This window comes from Streptomyces sp. NPDC048389 (assembly GCF_040706335.1).
Taxonomy (GTDB): Bacteria; Actinomycetota; Actinomycetes; order Streptomycetales; family Streptomycetaceae; genus Streptomyces.
Genome location: NZ_JBEZKP010000002.1, coordinates 276,230 through 297,361, shown reverse-complemented (window position 1 = coordinate 297,361; position 21,132 = coordinate 276,230). Strand labels below are relative to the sequence as shown.

Below are 21,132 nucleotides of genomic sequence, written 5' to 3'. Positions count from 1 at the left end.
CCTCATCCTCCGGCGGCCGGTCCGGTCCGGGGCGCCGTGACGAGGTGGGCTCCGACGCGCTTGACCATCAGCGTCATCTCGTAGGCGACCTGGCCCACGTCGGAGTCGGCGTCGGCGAGGACGGCGAGGCAGCTGCCGTCGCCGGCCGCGGTGACGAACAGGAACGCCTCGTCGAGTTCGACGACGGTCTGCCGGACCTGACCGGCCTCGAAGTGGCGGCCGACTCCCTTGGCGAGGCTGTGGAAGCCGGAGGCCACGGCGGCCAGATGCTCGCCGTCCTCGCGGGTGAGCTCCCGTGAGGTGCCGGTGGCGAGGCCGTCGCTGGAGAGGACCAGGGCCTTTCGGATGGTGGCGACGCGGTCCACCAGCTCGTCGAGGAGCCAGTTGAGCCCGCCCGGGCGCCGGGCCCCGGGGAGGGCGCCGGTGGCGTCGGTTGCTGCGGCGTGCGGTGCGGTCATCGACCGTCCCCCTCAGATGTCGGTCCTGGTGCGGTCCGGCCGTCGCCGGTCTGGTCTTCCTTCTGCTCCGCGGCGGCGCCCTCTGCGTTGCGGCGGCGGCCGCGCTGCCAGCCGCGCTGCATGGAGGCCATACGGTCGCGCACCTCTTCGGCGTCCCGCTCCGGACCGCGCCCCGCGTCCGCGGCGGAAGGCTGCGCGGGTTCCGGCGTCGTCCTGAGCTGGGGCACGAGGCTGGCTTGCCGTATCCGGCGGGGCAGTTCGTCGAGGAGCGGCGGTGCCGGGCCGTCGGCGGGCCTCCCCACCGGACGTGTCCCGGGGTCCGGGAAATGGGGCACGGGCACCGGACCGGCCGGCGGCCGGCTCGCGGACCGGTCGCGGCGCTCGGCGGCAAGGGGCGTCGGGGCGGCCGTGAGCGGCGGCCGCGTGAACGGCGCCGGTTCCACGGGGCGCCCCGGTTCGGCGGCCGGGTGGCTGCGGCCGTTGGTGCCTCGTTCGTCGACCCGCCGGCCGTGGTCGGCGACGAGCGTCGGCGGGCGGCGCCTCGGCAGCGGCACCGGGCCTGCGGCGCGGCGCTCCCTCGGCTGCGCGGGGGCCTGCTGCGGGCGGGGGCCGTCACCGCGGCGGTCGCGCCGGCGTGACCGGAAGATGCCGCCCTGCTCGCTGTCGCCGTCGTCCGGGTCGGCAAGGCGGTCCGGGTCGCCGGTCAGGGACCGGTCGTCGCCCAGCAGCGAGCGGTCGCGCTCGTCGAGGCCCAACGCCTCGACGGGTGCTTCCAGTTCGACGGGTCCGTCGAGGAGAGCGGCGCCCGTGAGGCCGGTGTGCCGCTGCGACGGGGCCGCCTGCCTGCCGTCGCGCCGTCCGGCCGCGCTCTGGCTCTTGCGGTCCAGCCGGAACCCGGCGCCCTGGGTCTCGGGCGCCTCCGTGAGCAGCGCCGCGGGTATGAAGACCACGGCGGTGGTGCCGCCGTACGGGGACTGCTGGAGCGACACCCGCACGTTCTGGCGCTGGGCGAGGCGGCTGACGACGAAGAGGCCGAGCCGGTCCGTGTCGGAGAGTTCGAACTCGGGGGTCTCGGCGAGCCGCAGATTGGCCTCGAGGAGGGCGTCGGCCGCCATGCCGAGACCGCGGTCGTGGATTTCCAGGGTGAAGCCGTTGGCGACGCGCTCGCCGAGGACCTGCACGCCGGTGTGCGGGGGCGAGAAGACCGTGGCGTTCTCGAGGAGTTCGGCTATGAGGTGGGTCAGGTCGGCGACCGCGGGGCCGCCCACGCCGATCCGCGGCAGCCTGCGCACCTCGATGCGTTCGTAGTCCTCCACCTCGGCGACCGCCGCCCGCACGACGTCCATCAGCTGGATGGGCTTGCGCCACTGCCGGGAGGGGGCGGCGCCCGAGAGGATCACCAGGCCCTCCGCATGCCGCCGCATGCGGGTGGTGAGGTGGTCGAGGCGGAACAGGTCGGCCAGTTCCTCCGTGTCCTCCGTGCGCCGCTCCATGGTGTCGAGGAGGGACAGCTGACGGTGGAGCAGGACCTGGTTGCGGCGGGCGAGGTTGACGAACACCTCGGATACGCCGCGGCGCATGTCGGCCTGGCGCACGGCTGCCTCGACGGCCGCCCGCTGGAGGGTGTTGAGCGCCTGCCCGGCCTGGCCGATCTCGTCCTTGTCGTACTCGAGGCGCGGCGCCTCGGTCTCCACGTCGACATGCTCCCCGGCGGCAAGGCGGCGCATCACGCTGGGCAGCCGTACGCCCGAGACCTCGTGGGCCTCCCTGCGCAGTCGCGACAGGTCGCGGACCAGGTCCCGGCCGATCCGTACGGAGACGACGACGGAGACGAGCAGGGCGAGGAAGCCGAGGACGCCTGCCACACCGGCCTTGACGAAGACGCCGTACGCGGCGGGTTCGACGCGGTCCTGGTAGCGGTCGCGGGCCTCTGCTGCCTCCCGGTCGAGGTTGTCGAGGACCGGGGTGGCGGCCTGCTGCCAGCGTTCGGCCTCGGACGCGGGAAGCCCGTCGGCGGGGCCGCCGGCGATCAGGCGCTCCTCCGCCTCTCGCAGCGGCGCGGTCTCCGGACTGCCCCAGTACTCCTCGAACCGCTCACGGTCCTTGGCCGGCAGCAGTTCGAAGGTCGTCTCGTAGTGGATCCGGCGGTGGGCCGCGTGGTCGGAGAGCGCGCGGATCTCCTTGGCCGACACCTTCCGCGCCGTCAGCGAGGAAGCGATCAGGGCGTCCTCGCGGGCGAGCATCTCGCGGGCGCGGGACAGGCCGACGAGCGCCCGGCCCTGGCGCTCGAGTTCGACGTCCTCGAGGGGGTGCAGCGACAGCAGGAAGCTGTGCGAGGGATCGATGATCCGGTTGAAGAACTCCAGCACCTGCGGGCGGGTGATGGTGTTCGTGTCCACGGACCGGCGAAGTACTCCGATGCCGTCGAAAGCGTCCATGAGGGTGGTGAGACGGTCGCGCGACTGCGGGGTCATGTCGCTCCTGACCGACGATTTCCGGGCATTCTCCCGAATGTCGGCCAGGGCCTGGTCGGTGGCTTCGCGGCGGCTGCGCAGCGCGGGCAGCGCGTCGGCCGCGCGGCGGTCGGCGAGATAGACCAGTGTCTGCCGGCGCTCTTCCTGGATGACGCCGACGCTGTCCACGACGGGCTTTCCGACCTGCTCGGCCACCGAGGCCGCTGCGAGGAGTTGGTTCGCCTCCCGACCGGTCAGTACGGTGGCGAAGCCCCACAGAGCCGTGAGCGAGACCAGCGGGACGAGCAGCAGCGCCACGATCTTCCGGCGGATGGACTTCCCGCGAAAGCGCATGGCCTCCCCCTGGTCGACCCCGCACGGTGCGGGTGCTGTTCCGTCAGCAAACGGCGTGAGCCTACTACTGTCACACAGTCAACTCGAAGACTCGTCCGGACGGTTTTCGGCCGCAGCGCAACGGTGCGATCGCGCGTTGTCCCGGCATTCGCGGAGATGGCGTTCTCGGCCGCGCCCGGACTCAGCGGCGGCACAGTCCTTTTCGGACCAGGGCAGATGGCTGGAACTCTTCCCTCTGCGGGAATCATCGCCCCTGGTCGTTCGTCATTCCGGGTGGGGGCGCCGAGGGTTCGCAGTCGCCACGCGCACCGGATCCGGCCGCTGTCACAGGCGGCCCGGGCCGAACGGCCGTGCGGAGTGTGCCGCGGACGTGGGGCAGTCGGAGTAGAGCGGCAGAATCCGGGCACCCACCGTGGAGTCGGGACAGAGGCGGGGAGTGACACGATTCATGGACACGGATGAGCGTCGTGACGCGGCGCCGACGGCGGACGACGCGTATGTGCCGCGGCAGCTCTGGGTCGAGGAACCGGCGACCAGACGGCGCATGGCCGACCCCGTCCGCGCAGCCGCCGTCCGGGCGGTGATCATCATTTCCCTGACGATGATTCAGGCGATGGCCGCGCTGCTCTTCACGCTCTCCGGGGCGTGGCTGGCGTTCCCGGTTGTGCTCGGCTCCGTGGGCAGCACGGTGGTCGCCACCTGGGCCGTGCTCGACGTGTGGGTCACGCGCCAGGTGTGGAACCAGCGCCACGGCGTGGTCTCGGTGCCGAGCAGCACCGCCCGCCGGCTGCGCCGGGACCGCCGCCGTGCCCGCCGGGCGGCCCGCGCCGCCGCCCGCGGGACCTCACGCATACGGCGGCGCGACGGCAGCCTCTCGCAGGCGTGACACCCATGCGCGGCGGCGCGTGATCACAGAACCGGCGCCTGACCACGGCTCACATGTGGCACCCACGCGCGCGGCGGCGCGCGGGCACGTCACCTGCCCCGGTCAGGGGCGGCCTGCGGACCGCGGCTCGGGCTGCTCCGTGGCGGGTCCGTGCGCCGACTGCTCGGGCAGCGGTGCCCGCTTGAACATCCGCGTCGCGGTGATCTCTCCGTGCACCGTCGCGCCACCGGGATCGACCTGCGGCAGACCGGGGCGCAGGTGCTCCTCGACGCTGATGTACTTCAGTCCCGCCCGCAGGTCGGCGTCGTTGCGCAGCCGGATCACCAGGGGGAACTCCGCCAGTGCCGTGGTGTCGAACAGCCCCGTGGTGTAGAGCAGTTGCACGCCCAGCGCGTCGGACACCGCACGCTGGAGCTCGAGGAGATACGTCGCGTTCGCCCGGCCGATGGGGTTGTCGAGGAAGAGTGTCCCGGCGTGCCGGTGCCTGTCCCGGCCGCGGTCGTTGCTGCGCAGCGCGGCCATCGTGCAGTACAGGGCGATCGCCGCGGTCAGCAGCTGGCCGCCCGAGAAGACGTCGCCCATCTGACCGACCGGCACCCGCTCGGCCCGCAGCACCGCGTCGGGCTTGAGGATCTCCACGGCCACGCCCCGCGGTTCGAGGGCCGCCTGCACTCCGCGCAGCAGCAGCGACATGCCGTCCCTGCGCAGGTCGGAGTTCTTCTTCACCGCCGCCCGGGTCGCCTCGTCGACGACCTCGCCGAGGCGCTCCGCCAGCGTCGCCTGGTCCGGTTCCTCGAAACGGATCCGCAGGAACTCCTGCCCCGACCACTCGCCGAGCCCGTCCGGCAGCCGGGAGAGCCGCTGCGCGGAGCGGAGCGTCGCGAGCGCCGACTCCACGAGACCGCGCAGCCGGTCGACGATGGTGTCCCGGTTGCGTTCGAGCTGCTCCAGTTCGTCGGTCAACACCCGCAGCCGGGGTGCGAACGCCTCCGCCCACTTCGCCGCGTGCTCCGGCAGGGCGGCCGCGGGCAGTTCGCGGATCTGCTGACGGGCCGGGGTGCGCACCTGCTCGTAGCGGGTGGAGTTGGCGTGCCGTACGAGTACGTCGCTCGCCTCCCGCACGGCCGACTCCGCGGCCGACAGGTCCCCGGCGCAGCCGCGCAGCGAGCGGCGCGCCTCCGCGGCCGACTGCCTGGCCTCCTCGAGGCTGCCGGGATACGGCTCCGGAGGCTGCGGTGCCTCCTCCTCGTGGTGGTGGTCGCGCAGCAGGTCGCGCAGGAGCGCGGCCGTCTCGTCGAAACCGCCGGCCGCGTCCTGGGCGGCCCGGTGGGCGTGGAGCAGACCGGCGTGGGCGGCGCGGGCCGCCTCCAGGGTGTCGGTGCAGGAGGCGAGTTCGCCGGTGGCCGTGCGCAGGAGTGCCTGGGCGTGCTCTGCGTCCACGGGGACGAGATCGCCGGGCAGTTCGGTGTGCGCCTCGCCGTCGGCGGGGGCGAGGCGTTCGGCCTCGCCCCGCAGACGGCCCAGTTTCTCGCTCGCCTCGGAGGCGCGCGTTTCCAGCATCTGCACCAGCGACTCGGCCCTGACCACGGCTGCCTGGCGGGACGGACCGTCGGCGCCGTCCGTCTCCTCCAGCAGCTGTGCCGCGCGGGTACGGACCTTGTTGGTCAGCCGGTCGAGCTCCGCGAGCGCGGCGCTCTCGTCGCTCTCCGCGCGAGCCTGCTCTGCGCGGAGGTCGGCTCCGACGCCGACCTTCTCGTAGAGCTGGGACGCCGCGCGGTACGCCTCCCTCAGGGCGGGCAGCGAGGAACGCGGCGCATCGGGGTCCTGGTCGGGAAGGGGCTCGGGCGCTCCGGCGATCTCGGCGCGCTCCGCCCGCAGCGCGCGGGCCGTACGCCGGGCGTCGTCCCCCGCGCGCTGGGCGGCGCGGCGGTCCTCGTCGGCGGCCTTGGCGCGCTCCAGGCAGCTCGCGGCGCGTGCCTCCGATTCGGCGGCCTCGTCGGCCAGCTCCCGGAGCTTCACCTGCCAGCCGGCCCGCTCGCGCAGCCGGAAGGCGAGGCCCGCGAGGGCGTCGGCGGCCCTGCGGGCGCGCTGCGCGGCGTCCTGCCGCTCGTCGCGGACGCGGGCGGCGTCGGCGGCCGCCTCCTCGGCCTCGGCGCGGGCGGTACGGGCCTCGGCGAGCGCTTCCCGGGCCTCCTCCGCGGCCTCGCGGGCGCTGCGGGCGCCATCGGCGAGCTCGGTGAGCATGCCCGGCGGGCAGTCCGCGCGCCATGCGCCGAGGCGGGCCCCGATGGCCCGGTCGGCGGCGAGACGGGCGGCGAGCGCACGGATGTCCTCGTCCCGTGCGGCCGCCCTGGCGCGCAGCGCGTGGCGCTCCTCGTCGGCGGCGTGCTCGTCGTGCATCGCCGGGTTCGGCGGCACCAGGAACACGCCCGCGTCGTCGTCCGCGCCGGGCCGCGGAACGGGGGCGAGCAGCGCGGCGGCGGTACCCACGGCCACGGCGGAGCGCGGCAGCAGGGCCGCGCCCGCAAGCACGTCACGCGCCCTCAGGTGCGAGGCCGGGTCGGTGATCACCACACCGTCGACCAGCTCCGGCCGCGCCGCGAGCACGGCGGCGTGGTCGGCGGGGTCGACGGACTGCGCGAGATAGCGCCAGCCGGGCAGGGCGGGGATGCCGTGTTCGCCCAGGTACTCGACGGTGGCCAGTACGTCGGGCCCGGGCGGCAGCAGTCCCCCGTCGCCGAGGGCGCCGAGGATGCGGGCGTCGTCGGCGGCGGCGGTGCGCAGATCGAAGAGCTGCCGCTCGGCGGAGGAGACGGACCGGTCGAGCAGTTCGCGCAACTCGTCGGCGAAACCGTCGAGTTCCTCGACGGTGAGGGGACCGCCCGGGGTGCGCAGTGGTTGCTCGCGGGAGGCGGCCGCGACGGTCGGGACCGCTGCCCCGGACTGCGGGTCCGGCGTGGCGGTGGCGTCGTCGGCCGCCGTGGCGCCGCTGCGCGGGGAGGGAACGGCGCCGGTCGGGACGGGCGGGGCGAGGCTCAGCAGGTCCGTGAGGCGTTCGTCCGCCGCGATGGACTCGGCGGCGCGGCGTTCCGCTTCGTAGGCGTTCTCAGCGGCCTGCGCCGCGTCCGCCGCGCGAGCCGCGGCCAGTTCGGCGCGGCTCTCCGCGGCGGCCGTCTCCTTCGCGCGGTCCGCCGTGGAGCGGGCTGCCTCCCGGGCCTCGTCCCACGCGGCCACGGCCGACTTCTCGGCGTCGCTCGCCGCCAGCGCGGCGCGCGCCGGGTCGGCGTCGGGCGCGGTGTCGTCGAGCCATCCGGCCCGTACCGCCTGCGCGGTCTCCTGCTCCACCTCGCTGAGCCGCTGGCGCAGGTGCCCGATCTCGCTGCGGGCGCGCTGCGCCTCGGTCGCGGCGGCGGTCGCGTCGCGGTGGGCGGCCTCCGCCGTCTCCTGGAGCGCGCGGGACCGCTCCTCCTCCTCGTCGGCGACGCGTTCACCGTCCTCGGCCGCCGTGTGCAGGGCACGCACCAGGTCACCGGCGGCCTTGGCACGGGCGGCGAGCGCGGGGGCCGCGTCGCGCTCCGCCTCGCGGATCGCCGCAGCGACACGGGCGGATCGGTCGCCGGCCGCCCGGTGGCGCAGCACGGCCTCCGCGGCCAGCCAGGCGGAGTGCATCGTACGGGCGTCGATGAGTTCCCTGCGCTGCGCCGCCGCGCCCTTCTCCGCGGCGGCCAGTGCCAGCGAGGCGTGCCGGAAGGCCAACTCCGCGGCGATCAGCGAGCTGCGGCCGCGGGCCTCTTCTGCCTCGGTGGCCGTGTGCGCGGCGGCGGTGACCTGCCGGGCCAGCTCGGCGGCCCGGGACCGTTCCTCCGCGGCACGCGCGGAGAGCCGGTGGGCCAGGGTGCGGATGCGGCGCTCGGCGCCGGCGTGGACGTCGCGCGCCCGCGCCCTGGTCCCGGCGGCTTCGACGATACGGCCGAGCAGATCGACGGATCCGGCGGTGAAGTCCCGTTCCGCGGTGAGTTCGGCACGGCGGCCCAGCTTGTTCCCGAATCCGCTGACGAGGTCGGCGAGGCCGTCCGTGTCACGGGTGTCGGTGACGGCCCGCAGCAGCAGATCGGTGAAGTCGGAGTCCTTCTTCACCGCGAAGAGGCCGGCCGCCTCGCCCTCGTCGGCGTTCATCTCACGCTGGTAGCGGAAGAGTTCGGGGTCGAGACCGAGGTCGCCCAGGTGCTCGTTCCACCGGTCGTGGATCTCCTCCCAGTACACCTCCAGGTGCGGGTACGCCTTGCCGGCCTCGGTGAGCGCGTCGCGGAAGCCCTTCATGGTGCGGCGGCGCCCCTGGGCGCCGGAGACGCCCTCGACGGGCGGGCGCACGGCGGTCGACTCGGCGACGGGCAGAGAGTCCAGGCCGAGGCCCGGTCCGGGACGGAACGAGTACCACGCCTCCGCGAACTTCCGCGGATCGTTGGACACCTGCCGGCCCCGCCACTCGCTGACCTTGCCGACCACGACCAGCTCGCCGGTGAGGGTGTGCTGCCACTCCAGCGCGACGTGCCCGCAGTCGTCGGCGAGGAGGAACTTGCGCAGCACCCCGGAGCTCGCCCCGCCGAGGGTGTTGCGGTGGCCGGGCAGCATCACCGAGAAGATCAGCTTGAGCAGGACCGACTTGCCTCCGCCGTTCTCCAGGAAGAGCACACCCGCGGGCGCGGGGCGGCGCGGCGGGCCGACCGGCTCCTCCTCGAAGAACTCCGCCTGCATGGGGGCCGGGTCCGGCACGGGGGCGCCGACACCACGCAGGTCGAGCACGGTGTCGGCGTAGCGCGCACCGGCAGGGCCGATGGAGTAGAGGCGGACGCGGGACAACTCGTGCATGGCGGCGGACTCTCGGTTTCGTCGGTGGCGCGTGTGCGTGCGCCGGTGGCGCGTGAAGGTGCGCCGGTGGCGCGTGAAGGTGCGCCGGTGGCGCGTGCTGAACGGGTTACGCGTGGAAGGGCAGGCCGGCGTCGGCGGCCAGCTCGAGGTCGTCACCGTCCGGCGGGGCGACGAGCGTCGCGGAGCCGTCGCTGACCGGTACGACACCGAGCTCCAGCAGTTCGGCCATCGCGGCGCTGCCCGCCATGTCGCGGACCTGGAGCTGATAGCGGGCGGTCGTGCGGTACGCGCCGCCGGCGTCGTCGCCGGTCCGCTGGAGGAAGCCGGAGTCGGTGAGGAAGGCGACGGCCTTGCCGACGATGCCGGTCGTGGAACCGGCGAGGCGCCGGGCGTCCTTGGTGGCACCGGCCGCGCTGCGGCGCGCGTACACCCGCCAGGCGGCCTCAAGACCGGGGGCGTCGCTGGCCGGGTCGGTGTTCTCGCCCTGCTCGTCCGCACGCTCCTCGAGGCGGCGGCACGCCTGGCGTACGAAGGCGTCGACGCCGTTGACGGTGATGCGGCCCACGTACCCGTCGTCGGCGAGGTCCTCGGGGCGGGGAAAGGCCATGGCGGCGACGGCGAGATGGGCGAGTCCATGCAGAAAGCGGTCCGCGGAGTCGGCGGAGGCCCGTCGCGCGTAGTCACCCATGCGGACGGCGAACACCGAGTCCTCGTCGGCCGTCACGGCCATGCCGGCCCGTGGGGACACTTCGAGGACGACCAGGCCCAGGCCCGTGGCGACGGCGTCGGCGAGGCGCGCGAAGGCGGTGTCCTCGCGGTAGCGGCGCAGCAGTTCGGCGTATTCGGCGTCGCGGGCGGGGAGCAGCTTGGGCTGCAGGCCGAAGGAGACCAGGCGGGCGGCGTCGGCGGCGTCGGCGGGTGTGACGGAGGCGGCGGAGACGGGGCCGGCCGGCGGGCCCTGTGGGGTGACCGGCTCGCTCCACGCGGCGCCGGGCTCGGCGTGGTGGTCGCTCACGGTGTGGGCTCCTTGATGGCGGGGTGGTGTCGGTTCGGATGCGCGGACGAGCGGCGGTGCGGGGCCGGGCCCCGATATCGGGCGGGACCCTGGTGATGGGCGGGGCTGCCGCCGCAGGCGGGGGCCCAAGGGCGGGCGGGGCCGCGATCGGTGACCGGGCCGCCGTCGCAGACGGGACCGCGGTCGGGAGCGGGGCGGGTCATGTCGCCTCCGAGCGGGCCGCCGCCATGCCCGCCGCGTCGAGGAGCGCCGTACCGACGACAAGATCGGCGCCGCCGAACTCCGGGTCGTCCAGCTCGGTGCCGTCGTCGACGGCGAACAGCAGACGCCGCTCACCCTGCCGATAGGCGGTGCCGACCGGAGGGCTCGCCGCGTGGACGGCGAGGAGCGCCACCAGGTAGGGGAGTTCGGGGTCCCGGCCCCGCGCCTCCGCCAGCAGGCCCGAGAGGCGGCGCGGTGCGTCGTGTTCGAGGTCCAGCAGCTCCATGGCGCTCGCCAGCTGCGACTCGCTGAAGCGACTGTCGTCGGGGGTGGCGATCAGGTCCGGTTCCGGCATTTCCGCGCCGAGGTGCTCGCGCTCCGGCGGCGGCGTCAGCAGCAGATCGACCAGGTCGCCGACCCGGACGGAGGGCGGCGTGCGCAGCCCGGTGCCACGGGCGAAGAACGCGTCCGTGACGCGGATCGCCGACTCGACGGGCAGCGGCAGCAACGGTGCCACCAGCTGCCCGTACAGATCGAGACCGGTGCGGGCGGTGGGCCGGGCGAATGCCTGGCGGTCCTGTTCCGCGCGGAACAGCGGCCCGGCCTCCAGGAGTCGGGACTGGAGCTGCGTGTGCCGCCGGATGCAGTCCTTGACGATGTCCACGAGCTCGGCGGCGCGCCGCTTGTGCTCCGGCTCCTCGGCCTCGTCGCGGGCCTTGCGGATGTTCGTGAGGATCGCGTTCTCGTGGCGGTAGCGGTCGGCCACGTGGTCCAGTGCCTCGGCGATCATGTCGGGGACGGTGTGGAGCCAGTCCACGGCCCGGACGTTGCGCCGGGTGGCCTCCAGGGTCCTTCGCAGGGTCTCCGAATACTGCACGGTCCGGTAGCGGGCCTGCTCGGCGGCGAGTTGCGCGTCGGCGAGGCGGCCGCGGTTGATGAGGACCTCCAGCTTCACCTCGGCCGCGATCTGCGCGCTGGTCACGTCGGTGTCGAGCGCGCCGACCAGTACGTTGACCGCTTCGTCGGTGGTGCGGAGATAGACGGTGCCGTCGTAGCCCGGCACCTCCTCGACGAGCTTGAAGTCGTAGTCCCGGCGGGTGTAGACGCCGTCCGTGCCGAAGGTGCCGTAGACGGCGCGGAACCCGCGGTCGACGCTGCCGACGTTGATCAGGTTCTCCAGCACCCAGCGGGCCACGCGCTCGTGCTCGGCGGCGGGCCTCCGGGGGGCCTGGGCGGCCACGCGCGGCAGCAGACGCGCCACTATCTGGTCGTGGTCGGCACCGGTGTCGAAGTCCATGTTGAGCGTGACGAGATCGATCGCCGCGAGCGCGACCTCCGCCATGGCGTAGACCGAGTACTCCCCCGCGAGATTCGCCTTGCGTACGTCCAGATCGTGCAGCGGCGCGGTGCACGCGAGCGCGCGGAGCCGCCGCGCGAGCCCTTCGTCGGCGGCCGGGCCCTGCGCGGGGCGCGGCCCCGCGCTGAGCTGGGGCGGAACGGTGTCCGTCGGGGCAGGCGAAGTCACGGTGCACAGATTAGGTCCTCGCACCGACAACGGTCGAAACGGACGCAGAGCGGACCGCCCCCGCCCGGGTGTCCCGGCTCCGCCTGCACCCGGTGAGGGCCGGCTCCGCACCACGCCGGTCCCGGGCCGGCCCTGAGGCGGCGCCGTCGAAACGGCGGACCGAGCCGCCGCCCGCATCGCGGGTGGGGATGCCCGTCATGCGCACGCATCCGCACACCGGCGACCCGGGTGCCGCGTTCGCGCTGGAACTGCCCCGCATGGGGGAGACACCGTGGGCGTGCCGCCCGTCTCGAAGGCGATGACCTCCTTGGAACCGACCCGCCCGCACGTCGGGTCCGCGCCGGCGACCCCGCGGGCCGTGCGCGTCGACGCTTTCCGGCACCCCGATCACCCGGGTCGTACACCGCCTCCGGCAGCATGGCGCCACGGCGGATCTTTTCCTATGCGGAACGTCCCGTGAGGATTTGTGGCGGTGGCGGGCGCCAATCGCCTTCAGCGGCCCCCGTACGGCGCCGGCGGCGGGCGCCAATCGCCCCTTCAACCGCCCCCGACCATCGCCGAACGCCCCCGTGCGGTGCGCCCGGCGGGGGCCCCGCCGATGTCCGGGACGTCACACGGCCGGTGTGTCGGGCCCGATCCGGCTCCGCACGGCGGTCTGCACCTCGGCCTCCTCCGCGGGGTCCGCGGCGAGCCGGCGCAGCCGCTCGGCGACGCGTACGTCCCCCGTCTCCGCGTGCAGCGCGGCGACTTCTCTGGTGGTCTCCTCGCAGTCCCACAGGCATTCGACCGCGAAGCCGTTGGCGAACGAGGGGTCGGTGGCGGCGAGTGCCCGGGCGGCGCGGCCCCGCAGATGCGAGGAGGCCGTCTCCCGGTAGACGTGTCGCAGGACGGGAGCGGCGCAGCCGATGCCGAGGCGTCCGGCGCCGTCGACGAGGGTCCACAGCCGGGGCGCGTCGGGTCCCTCCGTGCGGATCGTCTCGCGCAGGGCGCCGAGCACGAGCTTGGCATCGCCCGCGCCGCCGCGGCAGGCGAGCACGCCGGCCGCGGACGCGCCGAGGTCGTCGGGGCGGTGCACCCAGCTGCGCGCCCGGTCCGTCGCCTCGTCGCCGCACATCCGCTCGAACGCGGCGACGGCGGCCTCCGCGACGGTCCGTGACCCGGCGGCCACCGCCGCCTCGATCAGGTCGAGGACGACGGAGTCGCGCGACTCGGCGAGGTAGTGCAGGGCGGCGCAGCGAGCACCGTCGGAGCCGCTGCGGGCGGCCTCGACGATGGCGGCGCGGTCGTCCGGTCCGGCGACCGCGGTCAGACAGCGGGCCGCCGGGACATGCAGTGCACTGCCGCGTTCGAGGCCCTGGTCGGCCCATTCGAGAACGGCCTGGACGCTCCAGCCGGGGCGGGGCCCGGAGGGGCGCATCTGGCGCTGCCAGCGGTCGAAGGAGCCCGCTTCCCGTGCGGTCCTGATCCTGGCGCCGACCGTTTCCCGCGGATCCTCCGCCCACAGCCGCCAGGGCCGAGGCTCGAAGGACTCGCGCATGGCGGCGGCGAGTTCGGCCTGGCCCTCCGCGGTGGCGGGGAACCGGGCGAGCACAGGGGCGGCGAGCGCGCGAAGGCCGGCGTCGTCGTCGCGGAGTGCGAGCTCGTCGAGCGCCCAGGCCCAGTTGGCACCGTTCACCGCGTACCGCCGCAGCAGGGCGAGTGCGTCGCCTCTGCCGTAGGAGGCGAGGTGGCCGAGCACGGCGAGGGCGAGGCCGGTCCGGGTCTCCTCGGTGTCGAGGTGGTCGTCGAGGTCGCACAGGTGCCGCTCGATCTCCTCGAGGCTGCCGTGGAGGTCCAGGTACAGGCGTGCGTAGTAGAGGGAGCGGTTCTCGACCTGCCAGTCGTGGCGGGGGTCGTTGAGAACGCAGTGGTTGAGGGCGGCGAGCGCTTCGGCACGGGGAGCGGCGAGCGCGTGGAGCGTGCCGTCGCCGCGGCCCCTCTGCAGCAGGCCGAGCAGGGTACCGCTCGGCGCTATGACTGGTTCGAACATGGGGAATGCCTCACATCAAGCTGTCGACGCGACCGGGAAGTGGAGTGCCTAGGCCGCGCAGCAGCATGTAGGGCCGCCCGTCGTCATACGCGTCTTCCGCTTGGTGTAGAGCATCTTCCTCTGCCTCTCTTCGGTGGCCCCAGGGGAAACTCCCGGTTGATGTCGTCCGGGATGGGGCTGACGTCATGATGACCCACCCATTTCGCCACCGCGACCACATTTACGGCGCCCCCGTGGCGACGTCCTCGGCGCTGCGCGCCGGCCGGTCAGCGGCCCTCGAACAGCTCCAGGAGTTCTGTCTTCCCGAACATCCGCGCCGTATCCGCGGCGGACGGCGTGCCGGCCTCCGGGTCGGCGCCGCCGGCGAGAAGGACACGGATCACGGCGTCCTCGCCCTTGAAGACCGCGCCGGCGAGCGGCGTCTGGCCGCGGTCGTTGGCCCGGTCCGGCTCCGCCCCGCGGGCCAGCAACGTCTGCACCGCGTCGGCATGGCCGTGGTAGGCGGCGAGCATGACGAGCGTGTCGCCCTTGTCGTTGGTGAGGTTGGCCGGGACGCCCGCGTCGACGTACGCGGCCAATGCCTCGGTCTCCCCCTGACGCGCCAGGTCGAAGACCTTGGTCGCGAGCTCGATCACCTCGGAGTCCGGGGCCTCACTCATCGGACGTACCGCCTTTCACACGCTTGACCTGGGCGCACGGCAGGACAGCCGTACGAGTGAATCGACAGGGTACTGGCCCTGCGGCCGACATGATGCCGGGCGGCGGCGGCAAGGATCAGGTCGCGGAGGCACTGTGCCGCGTCGTCCTGCCCTTTGCCCGCCGGGCAACGACCGGCCGTCCGCCAACGCAGTGAAATGCTGATAATTTCACCCTTTTGCACCTTTTGTCGCATTGATACTTTCGGTAAGCCTGGGAGAACTGATGGTGACTGTCCCCTCACCCAGGAGAAACCCATGATTCTGTCCATGTCCGGCGTCGTGCTCCTTGGCATCATCGTCTTCCTGTTCTTCCGGAAGGACGGCCTGAAGGCATCGCACGCACTCGTCTCCGCACTCTTCGGCTTCTTCCTCGCGGGTACCGCGATCGCCCCCAGCATCACGGCAGGCACGACGAGCCTGGCCGGCCTGCTGGGCGGGATCCAGTTCTGACCGCCTGTCCTTCCGCACTCAAGGAGACGATGTGGCCCGGCGTCCACTCCCCCGCATTCTGAGCAGCGGTGGCGCGCAGATCGCCCGCAGCCGCGAGATCGCGCGCACGGCCGCCGACAGTGCCACCGACGTCCTCCATCCGCTGATCACGGTCTCCCGCGGCCTGCGGAAGCTGGCCGCGACGGGCCGGCAGAAATGGGCGGCCACCCCGAAGGAACGGCGTGGTCCGACCCTGTTCCTCGTCGCCCTCTGCGTCTTCGCGGTCGCGGTCGTCCCGTACGGGCCCCTGATGGCCCTCATCACGGTGATGGCCGCGGCCGCGTGGCACGGACGCGTAAGGACTCCGGTCAGGACGGGACCCGACGAGGCCGAGGCCGGACGCCTCAAGGCGCTCTACGAGGCGCTCGTCCCGTACTTCTCCGTCCCCGAGGACCCGACCCCGCTGTACGCCCACGGCGGGGAGTGGAGCAAGGTCTTCAGCGAGTACGCGTTCGACGCGGACGGCCGGCTCACCCGGCTGCGCATCGCGTACCCCGCGTACTTCACCGACGGCGAAGCCGCCGCCAGGGCCCGTATCGAGCAGTTGCTGCACGCGAAGTCCGGGCGCGGTCGCGAACACCTCTTCACCTGGGACGAGGAGGGCAACGTACTCGTCATGAGCGTGCTGCCCGCCCTCCCCACCGCCGTCGCCGCCCAGCGCTTCGTCACCGTCCCCGGTGAGACCGTGCTCGGGTTCACCGACGCCGACGCGGTCCAGCGCACGGTGCCGGTGGCGGTCGGCAACGAGATCACCCAGGCGCCCCCGGTCGTGTGGCGCACCGGGCCCCGCTCCACCGAGCCGCACCTGCTCGCCGTCGGCGAGCCCGGCAGCGGCACCACGACCCTCCTCCGCTCCATCGCCCTGCAGGCGCTGCAGTACGGGGACGTCCTCGTCGTAGAGGGCAGCGGAACCGGCGAGTACGCCTGCCTGACCGGACGCACCGGAGTCCTGGCCGTCGAGTGCGGACCGGCCGGCGCCCTCTCCAGCCTGGAGTGGGCCTCCAAAGAGACCGAGCGGCGCCTCATCGCCGCCAACCGCGCCCGGCAGGCGGGGCAGCCGGTGCCCGACGACACCAGACGGCCGCTGTGGATCCTGGTGGACCGGCCCAGCGTCCTCGGACACCTGGCCGCCGCGGACGGCCACCGGGACCCCCAGGACATGCTCTCCGTGCCGCTGCGCCACGGGCGGGCCGCGCAGGTCATCGTGGTCGTGGCCGAGCAGTTCGACAGCCTCGGCGCCCTTACGGAGGCGGTACGGACGCACACCCGCGCCCGGGTCGTGCTCGGCGCGGCCGACTTCGTGGCCGTGCAGGAGGTCCTCGGCGCGACGCCGCGCACCACGCCGACGACCGACGTCCCTCCTGGCCGGGGGTACGCACGGCTCGGTACCGGGCCGGTGGTGCGCCTCCAGGTCCCTGCCACGCCCGACCCCTTCGACGACGCCACGACGGAGGCCCACCGCCGGGCGGTCCTCGCGCTGCTGCCGCCCGGCCCCGGCGCGCCGGTCCCCGTCGCGCCGCCGCCGGGAATCCCGGCGAAGCCCCTCACCCCGCCGACGGTCCAGGCGTAGCACCGGCCGAGCGGTCCGGACTACGCCACGAACGTCCGGGGGGCTTCCGTACCCGTCGTCGCGCCCGTGGACACGAGACGCGCCGCCGCCGCCAGCCGGGCGGCCGCCTCGTCGGCCACCGGGCCGCCCACGGTGAACGGCAGCCGCACGTAGCCTTCGAACGCGCCGTCCACGCCGAAGCGCGGTCCCGACGGCACACGGACCCCCACCCGCTCACCGACCTCCGCGAGACGCGAGCCCGAGAGGCCGCCCGTGCGGACCCAGAGGGTGAGCCCGCCGCCGGGGACGTCGAACTCCCAGGCCGGCAGCTCCCGGCGCACCGCGGCGACCAGCGCGTCCCGGTTCTCGCGGGCCTGCTCGCGGCGGATGGCGACCGCCTCGTCCCAGCCGCCGGTCCGCATCAGCCAGTTGATCGCCAGCTGTTCGAGCACCGGGGTGCCGAGGTCCGCGTAGGCCCGGGCGGCGACGAGGGAGCGGATCACGTCCGGGGCCGCACGGACCCACCCGATCCGCATGCCGGCCCAGAACGCCTTGCTCGCGGAGCCGACGGTCAGGACGGTCGACCCCGCGGGGTCGAAGGCGCAGACGGGGCGCGGCATCGCGAGGTCGGGGTCCAGGTGCAGTTCCGACATGGTCTCGTCGACGACGAGGACCGTGCCGGCCGAGCGGGCCGCCTCCACCAGGGCCCGGCGCTGGGTCTCGTCGGCGAGCGCGCCCGTCGGGTTGTGGAAGTCGGCGACGACGTACGCGAGGCGGGGCGCGGCGTCGCGCAGAACCTGGCGCCAGCGGCCCAGGTCCCAGCCGGTCAGGCCCTCCGCCATGGCGACGGGCACGAGCCGGGCGCCTGCCTCCCGCATCAGCTGGAGGATGTTGGCGTAGGAGGGGGACTCGACCGCGATGCGCTCGCCGCGGCCGGCGAACAGATGGCAGATCGCGTCGATCGCGCCCATCGCTCCGGTGGTGACCATGATCTGTTCCGGCATGGTCGGGATGCCGCGCTCGGTGTAGCGGTCGGCGAGCATCTGCCGCAGCGCGGGCAGGCCGGCGGGGTAGTCGCCGTGGGTGTGGGCGTACGGCGGCAGTTCCTCGAGCGCGCCCTGGACGGACCGGGTGAGCCACGGCTCTGGCGCCGGGAGCGCGGCGCAGCCCAGGTCGATCATGGAGCCCAGTGACTCGGGCGGGAGCGGTTCGAGGCCGCGGGCGGGCAGCGGGTTGCCCGCCGGTACGGCGGTCCAGCTGCCTGCTCCCCTGCGGGACTCGAGGAATCCCTCGGTGCGCAGGGCCTCGTACGCCGCGGCCACGGTGGTGCGGCTGACGGACAGGGAGAGCGCCAGTTCGCGCTCCGCGGGCAGCCGGGCCGCGACGGGGACGCGCCCTTCGAGGACGAGCAGCCGGATGCCGTCGGCGAGCGCCCGGTAGGCGGGCGGTTTACGGGTGCCCGGCCCGGCTGGGCGCGGCTGCTGGGAGGTGAGCTGCCGGGCGAGTTGGGCCGCGCCCACCGCAGAGGTCCACTGCGTCATGTAAGTCAGTCCACCTTCCTCGAATTGGCCATGGCTGGTACTTGTTCCGTAGCCACAGAGTGTCATGCGTCAGTCCACCCACACCAGACCAGGGGGCGCCATCGTGTCCGCGCATCTCACCCGCAGGCTGCTGCAGCTGTACGTCGGCCTCGCGCTGTACGGAGTGAGCTCGGCGCTGCTGGTGTGCGCCGGGCTCGGCCTGGAGCCCTGGGGCGTGCTGCATCAGGGGCTGGCGGAGCTGACCGGGCTGACGATCGGCGTGGTGTCGATCGTCGTCGGGGCGGTGGTCCTGCTGCTGTGGATACCGATCCGCCAGCGGCCGGGGCTCGGGACCGTGTCGAACGTGTTCGTCATCGGCCTCGCGATGGACGCCACCCTGGCGCTGGTCCCGCGGGTGGACGGACCGGGTGCGCAGATCCCGCTGATGGCGGGCGGGATCGTGCTCAACGGCGCGGCCACCGGCCTCTACATCGCGGCCCGCTTCGGACCTGGCCCGAGGGATGGCCTGATGACCGGTCTGCACCGGCTGACGGGCCGGTCGATCCGGCTGGTGCGCACCGCGATCGAGGTGGCGGTCGTCGCCACCGGCTTCGCGCTCGGCGGCACCGTCGGTGTCGGGACGGTGGCCTACGCGCTGGCCATCGGGCCGCTGGCCCAGCTGTTCCTGCGCGTCTTCGCCGTCCCGGAGAAGGGAACAGGCAGCACGGTGGTCGCCGGCGGGTCACCCGCACAGGCGATACTGCGGCGGTGACGCGCATACGCCATCCCTATCTGGACCATCCCGCGACGCTCGCCTTCGCCCACCGCGGCGGGGCGGCGGACGGCATCGAGAACACCGCGGCGGCCTTTCGGCGGGCCGCCCACGCGGGCTACCGCTACTTCGAGACCGATGTGCACACCACGGCGGACGGCCGGCTGGTGGCGTTCCACGACACGACGCTGGACCGGGTGACCGACGCCCGGGGACGTATCGCGGCACTGCCGTGGAGCGAGGTGCGCAAGGCCAGGGTCGGCGGCCGCGAGCCGCTGGCACTGTTCGAGGAGCTGCTGGAGGAGTTCCCCGAGGCCCGCTGGAACGTGGACCTGAAGGCCGAGTCCGCCCTTGAACCGCTGGTCGGTCTGATCCGCCGGGCGGACGCGTGGGACCGGGTGTGCGTCGGTTCGTTCTCCGAGGCCCGGGTCGCCCGGGCGGTGCGGCTCGCGGGTCCGCGGCTCGCGACCTCGTACGGGGTGCGCGGGGTGCTCGGCCTGCGTATCGGCTCGTACGGCATACCCGCGGCGGTCCGCAGCGGCGCGGTGTGCGCCCAGGTACCGGAGACGCAGGGCGGCATACGGGTGGTGGACCGGCGCTTCGTACGGGCGGCCCACGCGCGGGGGTTGCAGGTCCATGTGTGGACGGTGAACGACGCCGAGCGGATGGCCGCCCTCCTGGACCTTGGCGTGGACGGCATCATGACCGATCATCTTGAGACGTTGCGCACGGTGCTGACCGCCCGGGGCGTGTGGATCTGATCCGGCGCTTCTGCGACGGCACGAGCGAGGGGGCGCGGGGTGACAGCGGACACCGCGGACCGTACCGGGGACACCGGCGGGGACGAAGGAACGGCGGAGCGCAGACGCGAGCAACGGGGCTGGTATTTCTACGACTTCGCCTGCTCCGTCTATTCGACGAGCGTCCTCACGGTGTTCCTCGGCCCCTATCTGACGTCGGTGGCGAAGGCGGCGGCCGACGCCGAGGGCTTCGTGCACCCGCTGGGCATTCCGGTGCGGGCCGGTTCCGTCTTCCCGTACGCGGTCTCCTTGTCAGTGGTGCTCGCCATCCTGATCATGCCGCTCGCGGGGGCGGCGGCCGACCGCACCGGCAGGAAGAAGCCGCTGCTCGCGGTCGCCGCGTACGTGGGCGCCGCGGCGACCGTCTGCATGTTCTTCCTCGACGGCGACCGCTATCTGCTGGGCGCGTTCCTGCTGATCGTCGCGAATGCCTCGCTGGCCGTGTCGATGGTCCTCTACAACGCCTATCTTCCGCAGATCGCGGCACCCGACGAGCGGGACGCGGTGTCCTCGCGCGGCTGGGCCTTCGGCTACACGTCCGGGGCGCTGGTGCTGGTGCTGAACCTGGTCGTCTACTCGGGCCACGAGTCCTTCGGGCTGTCGGAGGGGGATGCGGTCCGTATCTGCCTGGCCTCCGCGGGGCTGTGGTGGGGCGCCTTCACGCTGATCCCGCTGCGGCGGCTGCGCGACCGGAGCGTCACGCCGTCCGGGACCGGCGCGGTCGGCTCGGGCTGGCGGCAGCTGCGGGCGACCCTGCGCGACATGCGCCGGCATCCCCTGACGCTGTCGTTCCTGCTCGCCTACCTCGTCTACAACGACGGGGTGCAGACGGTCATCTCGCAGGCTTCCGTCTACGGCTCCGAAGAGCTGGGCCTGGACCAGACCACGCTGATCACGGCGGTGCTGCTGGTGCAGGTGCTCGCCGTCGCGGGAGCGCTCGGCATGGGCCGGCTGGCCCGTACGTACGGTGCGCAGCGCACGATCCTGGGCTCGCTGGCGGTCTGGACGCTGATCCTGGCCGCCGGATACTTCCTGCCCGCGGGTGAACCGGTGTGGTTCTACTGCCTGGCGGCCGGTATCGGGCTGGTCCTGGGCGGCAGCCAGGCACTGTCGCGGTCGCTGTTCTCGCATCTGGTCCCGCGGGGCAAGGAGGCGGAGTACTTCTCGGCGTACGAGATGAGCGACCGGGGGCTGAGCTGGGTCGGACCGCTGGTGTTCGGCCTAGCGTACCAGATGACGGGCAGCTACCGGGACGCGATCATCTCTTTGGTGATCTTCTTCGTACTGGGATTCGTGCTGCTCGCGAGGGTTCCGGTGAGGCGTGCGGTCGCCGCGGCGGGGAACCCGGTACCGGACCGGATTTAGACGCCTGAGTAAAAGGCCGGTAGTGTACGCCTTTGGCTTGCCAGGCGGACCGTTACTGCGTGCTGGAATAGTGAAATCAGTGGGTGACACTTTCTGTCAGAAGTGACAAACCGGGCACTGGTGGGTACCCCAACCAATGGCAAAGCAGC

Annotated in this window: 14 protein-coding genes; 6 read left to right on the top strand and 8 right to left on the bottom strand. The window is 73.6% G+C overall.

The genetic code is table 11. The features are described from left to right. Positions 1-2 precede the first annotated feature (2 nt). Positions 3-458: a roadblock/LC7 domain-containing protein gene (locus tag AB0903_RS03115; protein ID WP_366698357.1), complete on the bottom strand. Its 456-nt coding sequence runs from the start codon at positions 456-458 to the stop codon at positions 3-5. After that, positions 455-3,265: a nitrate- and nitrite sensing domain-containing protein gene (locus AB0903_RS03110; protein ID WP_366698355.1), complete on the bottom strand. Its 2,811-nt coding sequence runs from the start codon at positions 3,263-3,265 to the stop codon at positions 455-457. Before AB0903_RS03110 ends, AB0903_RS03115 begins: the two co-directional genes overlap by 4 nt. A gap of 448 nt (positions 3,266-3,713) precedes the next feature. Between AB0903_RS03110 and AB0903_RS03105 the strand changes: the two genes are divergently transcribed. Then, on the top strand, positions 3,714-4,151 hold the full coding sequence (locus tag AB0903_RS03105; RefSeq protein WP_366698353.1) for a hypothetical protein: 438 nt from the start codon (positions 3,714-3,716) through the stop codon (positions 4,149-4,151). Between the two features lie 102 nt (positions 4,152-4,253). Here the strand turns inward: AB0903_RS03105 and AB0903_RS03100 are convergent, their stop codons facing one another. From AB0903_RS03100 to AB0903_RS03080, 5 genes are all read right to left on the bottom strand, one after another. Further along, positions 4,254-9,020: a hypothetical protein gene (locus AB0903_RS03100; RefSeq protein ID WP_366698351.1), complete on the bottom strand. Its 4,767-nt coding sequence runs from the start codon at positions 9,018-9,020 to the stop codon at positions 4,254-4,256. A 106-nt stretch (positions 9,021-9,126) separates the two neighbouring features. Further along, a complete protein-coding gene (locus tag AB0903_RS03095; protein ID WP_366698349.1) occupies positions 9,127-10,035 on the bottom strand; it encodes a hypothetical protein in 909 nt (302 codons plus the stop codon). Positions 10,036-10,234: 199 nt separating this feature from the next. Further along, a complete protein-coding gene (locus tag AB0903_RS03090; RefSeq protein WP_366698347.1) occupies positions 10,235-11,761 on the bottom strand; it encodes a hypothetical protein in 1,527 nt (508 codons plus the stop codon). A gap of 610 nt (positions 11,762-12,371) precedes the next feature. Then, positions 12,372-13,790 carry a HEAT repeat domain-containing protein gene (locus tag AB0903_RS03085; protein ID WP_366698345.1) on the bottom strand — a complete coding sequence of 473 codons (1,419 nt, stop codon included), beginning with the start codon at positions 13,788-13,790 and terminating at the stop codon, positions 12,372-12,374. 266 nt (positions 13,791-14,056) lie between these two features. Further along, entirely contained in the window at positions 14,057-14,449 is a 393-nt protein-coding gene (locus AB0903_RS03080) for an ankyrin repeat domain-containing protein (RefSeq protein ID WP_366698343.1), read from the bottom strand. A gap of 294 nt (positions 14,450-14,743) precedes the next feature. Between AB0903_RS03080 and AB0903_RS03075 the strand changes: the two genes are divergently transcribed. Together AB0903_RS03075 and AB0903_RS03070 are read left to right on the top strand one after the other, a co-directional pair. Beyond that, positions 14,744-14,938, top strand: a complete 195-nt coding sequence (locus AB0903_RS03075; protein ID WP_366698341.1) for a hypothetical protein — start codon at positions 14,744-14,746, stop codon at positions 14,936-14,938. 31 nt (positions 14,939-14,969) lie between these two features. Beyond that, the gene (locus AB0903_RS03070; RefSeq protein WP_366698339.1) at positions 14,970-16,547 is read left to right on the top strand and encodes a hypothetical protein; all 1,578 of its coding nucleotides are present in this window, start codon (positions 14,970-14,972) and stop codon (positions 16,545-16,547) included. Between the two features lie 20 nt (positions 16,548-16,567). Here AB0903_RS03070 and AB0903_RS03065 read toward each other — a convergent pair whose 3' ends face one another. Then, a complete protein-coding gene (locus tag AB0903_RS03065; RefSeq protein WP_366698337.1) occupies positions 16,568-18,067 on the bottom strand; it encodes a PLP-dependent aminotransferase family protein in 1,500 nt (499 codons plus the stop codon). Positions 18,068-18,131: 64 nt separating this feature from the next. On the opposite strand from AB0903_RS03065, the gene AB0903_RS03060 reads away from it, so the two are divergent. The 3 genes from AB0903_RS03060 to AB0903_RS03050 are packed head-to-tail and all read left to right on the top strand — an operon-like array spanning position 18,132 to position 20,983. After that, positions 18,132-18,818 (top strand): hypothetical protein, encoded by a 687-nt coding sequence (locus tag AB0903_RS03060; RefSeq protein WP_366698335.1) that lies wholly within the window; start codon positions 18,132-18,134, stop codon positions 18,816-18,818. Then, positions 18,815-19,579, top strand: a complete 765-nt coding sequence (locus AB0903_RS03055; RefSeq protein ID WP_366698333.1) for a glycerophosphodiester phosphodiesterase family protein — start codon at positions 18,815-18,817, stop codon at positions 19,577-19,579. Before AB0903_RS03060 ends, AB0903_RS03055 begins: the two co-directional genes overlap by 4 nt. 39 nt (positions 19,580-19,618) lie before the next feature. Beyond that, positions 19,619-20,983, top strand: coding sequence for an MFS transporter (locus AB0903_RS03050; protein WP_366698331.1), 1,365 nt, complete (start codon positions 19,619-19,621; stop codon positions 20,981-20,983). Positions 20,984-21,132 lie beyond the last annotated feature (149 nt).